At 33.5% G+C, this 3,845-nt stretch carries 3 protein-coding genes; all 3 read right to left on the bottom strand.

From position 1 onward, the window contains the following. A partial coding sequence (locus H3T96_RS14490) for a hypothetical protein (protein WP_198248682.1) occupies nucleotides 1-622 on the bottom strand: 622 nt, incomplete at its 3' end. A gap of 91 nt (nucleotides 623-713) precedes the next feature. Then, on the bottom strand, nucleotides 714-1,430 hold the full coding sequence (locus H3T96_RS14485; RefSeq protein ID WP_144093146.1) for a hypothetical protein: 717 nt from the start codon (nucleotides 1,428-1,430) through the stop codon (nucleotides 714-716). After that, nucleotides 1,430-3,845: hypothetical protein (locus H3T96_RS14480; RefSeq protein WP_198248681.1), on the bottom strand; the 2,416-nt coding region annotated here is incomplete at its 5' end. The genes H3T96_RS14480 and H3T96_RS14485, both read right to left, overlap by 1 nt.

The following is a 3,845-nucleotide window of genomic DNA, read 5'->3' as shown; positions in this document are numbered from 1 at the left end:
TATCTCGGTAAGTTTCTTCTGGTAAACTTACTGTTATTGGTTCATATATAGCATTGAGTTTATTTTCCGAATTTAATACCCAATCCGGAATATTAATTACATGAAAATTATAAGTAACATAAAAATTGGTTTGATTGTAACTATAACCCTTTGCACGCGTATATTCATTTTTTTCGACATCTGTTACGTCCCCTACCACTATCTGACCATAACAAAAAGAATTTTCATATATTGGTCGGGGGCCTCTTCTATCAATATCTTGATATCGGTATTTTTCCCCTAATTCGGTCACTTCATAATGATAAAGTTCGGGATGTCCTTCTACTGGCTCACGAGTTAATAAGCCAATCTCGGCAAATAAAGGCAATGTTTTGGCAAGATCTCCCTTATTCCAAATATCCCACTGAATATCATCTTCTAATATGGGCTCGTCGGTATAAGGGAATTTTACGTCCCCTACATAGTAGCAAAAATCGCCTTTTAGTTTAGTGCTAGCATGCACTTCGTCCCAACCATCTTTAATTTTTCGCTTAAACTCTTCTTTGTTATAACAACCCAATAAAGTGCTAATAGTTACAACCATAACTATTAATTGGCTTATTTTAATTAAATTTAATTTCATTGATTCTTGTTGCATTCCTAAAAAAATCAGCCATATAGTTTTGCATTCATACTTGACCAATGGCTGATAATTGAGATTAATTTTTCATAACTTACTCGCTACTGCTACTAGTTATAGGTTTAATCAATTTATAACGTATACCATCTTGATATAATTTATCTCCTTTACCTACATAAAATGTTACGGCATCTCGGTAAGTTTTTTCTGGTAACCTTACTTTTATTTGTTTATAGAGGACATTGAGTTTATTTTGCGAATTTAATACCCAATCTGGTACATTAATTACATGATAATTATAAGTAACATAAAAATTGGTTTGATTGTAACTATAACCCTTTGCACGTGTATATTCATTTTTTTCGACATCTGTTACACTCTCTACCACTATCTGACCATAACAAAAAGAATTTTCATATCTCGGTTTGCTTCCTCTTCTATCAATATCTTGATAACGGTACTTTTCCCCTAATTCGGTCACTTCATAATGATAAAGCTCTGGGTGTCCTTCTACCGGCTCACGAGTTAATAAACCAATCTCGGCAAATAAAGGTAATGTTTTGGCAAGATCTTCTTTATTCCACTTACGCTGTTTACTATCATCTTCTAATATGGGCTCGTCAGTATAAGGAAATTTTACGTCACCTAAAAAGTAGCAAAAATCGCCTTTAAATTTGGTGTTAGCGTGAACTGTATCAAAACCGTTTTTAATTCTTTGCTTAAACTCTTCTTTATTATAACAACCTAATAAAGTACTAATGGTTAAAACCATAATTATTAATTGGCTTATTTTAATTAAATTTAATTTCATCAGTATATCTCGCTTTTTACAGTATCGTGTATCACTATTGGATAAGTTTCAACAGTTTTATTTTGGTCATTTTTGATCATTTTCCCTTTAGGCCAATATAGGACTTGCAAGTAGATTTCATTCTTCCAAGAGAAATAACATTCACCCGTTTTATAGAAAATTTGAAAATACCCTAATTTCTTATAATTTTCATCTACTGCATCTTTATAGAATTCAACTCTGCCAACTTTACTTATTTTCAAATCATCTTCTGTCACCACTGGCTCTAAAGGCTCGGGGCGTTTAACCAAAATATCCGTTGGCGAATTATCAACGAAGTCCAGTATCGGGTATTGTTTACCATTACTAATTTTAACCGCAGCCACTTCGTTGCTTTCAGCATCATAAAAACGAAGCATACCTTCATAATCACTTATATTCAAATCATAATTCGGCAAACCAAGTGATATATAAACCTCTTTACTCGATAAGTCAATTGGTATAGAAATTGGGTATGGCGTCACAATTTGGGTAGAGGCCTCTATTATAGTTTTTCTTGTTCGTGTTTTATCTGAATAAAAGGTTGAACTTCCTAATTGTATAACAGCATAAACCCCACTTCTTGCCACCATGTAGTCATTAATTGCCATTGCCATACTATCAAAACTTGATAAATAGGCCTTACCTTTATCGGTTGGCTTTTTTAATCCGAATAAACAGTAATTAAACCAGATTTGCATGCTGTTCCAATCATCGGATTCATCTTTAAATATGCTTAAGATAATCGTTGATACAAAAGCGGCAACTAGCCCTAAAACAAATAATCCACCAGCAATTGGTCCACCTAATAAACTTAACAATCCCACAGATTGCATCAAGGTAATAAAACCGGAAAACATTTGTAAACCGCCAGCTATCATATATGCTGTCCCTACTTTACCGCCTTTTGACCACCCTTTCATCATTAGCATACCACCTTCGATAACTGTGATCACTGAGGTTACTATGCCAAAAACGCCTGAAACGGCTACTGATGTTTTAAGTACACCATTACTAAACATTCTTAGAGTTCTACTTGCATCTAAAATCCCTCTAAATATAGGTGCCAGAGTGTTATTGAGAAAGACCATAACTTCATTAATTAAGGAGGAATAATTTGCCAGCATTTTACAATATCCAAACTTAGCGTCACGTTCAAGTTGAAAACGTAAAGTTTGACTGATGGAAAGGTCTTGTAATGCTTCCATATTTTGGTAATAAAGATGTCGAGAAGCCTCGGCTTGTATACCCGCTAAGACAATTTTACCGATACTAAACATAACTTCTTTTTTAGGAGGGGTATTAGTATTTAATCTAGTATTTGTTATCGAACCAGATAGACTTTCACAAAACTGTACTTTTACTTCATTAAATACATCCAACAAATTATTCTTTACAAAATTTAGTCTTATCGTAAAGTCACTCCAGTTTCGCATCATTGGCATGGTTAAACATGCTCTAATTGCCCGAAATAAATTCTGACCTCTGAGTACCATGTCACCATTTCTGACAATTTCGGCAATTTTGATAATCTGGCTTACATAATCAGCTCCCTCTGAAAAAAAACTCCAATTAATGGTATCGTTTTGATTTGAGTTTGTTATTGGATGTTTATCATAAGATAACTCTTTACCAGTAGTTGCTAATGATTCCATATAATTCAGTATAGAGCTTAATTCAACGCCTGGTATATTTTGTAACTGAAAATTGAACATTAAATTACCTTGCATCACCATCGCACTTTGGAAAAGTAACGGCATAATTTGATGTTTAATTTCTTCGGCTTGTTTAGTTACTAATGACTTTTCTTGTTCTGGCGATAGTTGTTCATTTTGTGGACATTCAAGTGGTCTGTTGGCTAATCCCGACATAACCCGCGATATTAGCATTGTATAAAGAGTTAACATTAATTCGCCTTTTTCACAGAAAAAGTCATCAGCAAGTTTTCCATCACCTTGGCTTTCTTCAAATTCTTGTAAAATTTGTTTTGTTTGTTGTTGGCGCTTTTCTTTAGCAGTTTTTTCTTTTTCTGCACACTCTGCAATATATTTTTTTAATTCTTCTTTATTTTTATTAGCCAATTGCGGTTGAAAGCTTGGGTATGTGGCTAACTCTTGCTGCAAAATTCCAAGACGTTTATTTAAAAGTAATTCCCAAAAACTACCCTTTTGACCATCAATTAGATGAAAAAATAGACTATTTAAATTAGTAAGCAATGCATCCCATACTGCGGATTGTACTTCTGTTTTTATCCCACCTAAACAAGTAAAATCGATCAGTTTTAAAAAATCTGTTAAATAACCAACATGATTGTTCGAGCAATTTGTATCACATTCTAACAACCAAAATTCACAATCATTAAACTTGGTGATCGCTGTTGGTGCATATTTCGAATAG

The sequence above is a fragment of the Gilliamella sp. W8136 genome, assembly GCF_016101285.1.
GTDB classification, from domain to species: domain Bacteria; phylum Pseudomonadota; class Gammaproteobacteria; order Enterobacterales; family Orbaceae; genus Gilliamella; species Gilliamella apicola_N.
This window is presented reverse-complemented; position numbering and strand designations above follow the sequence as displayed.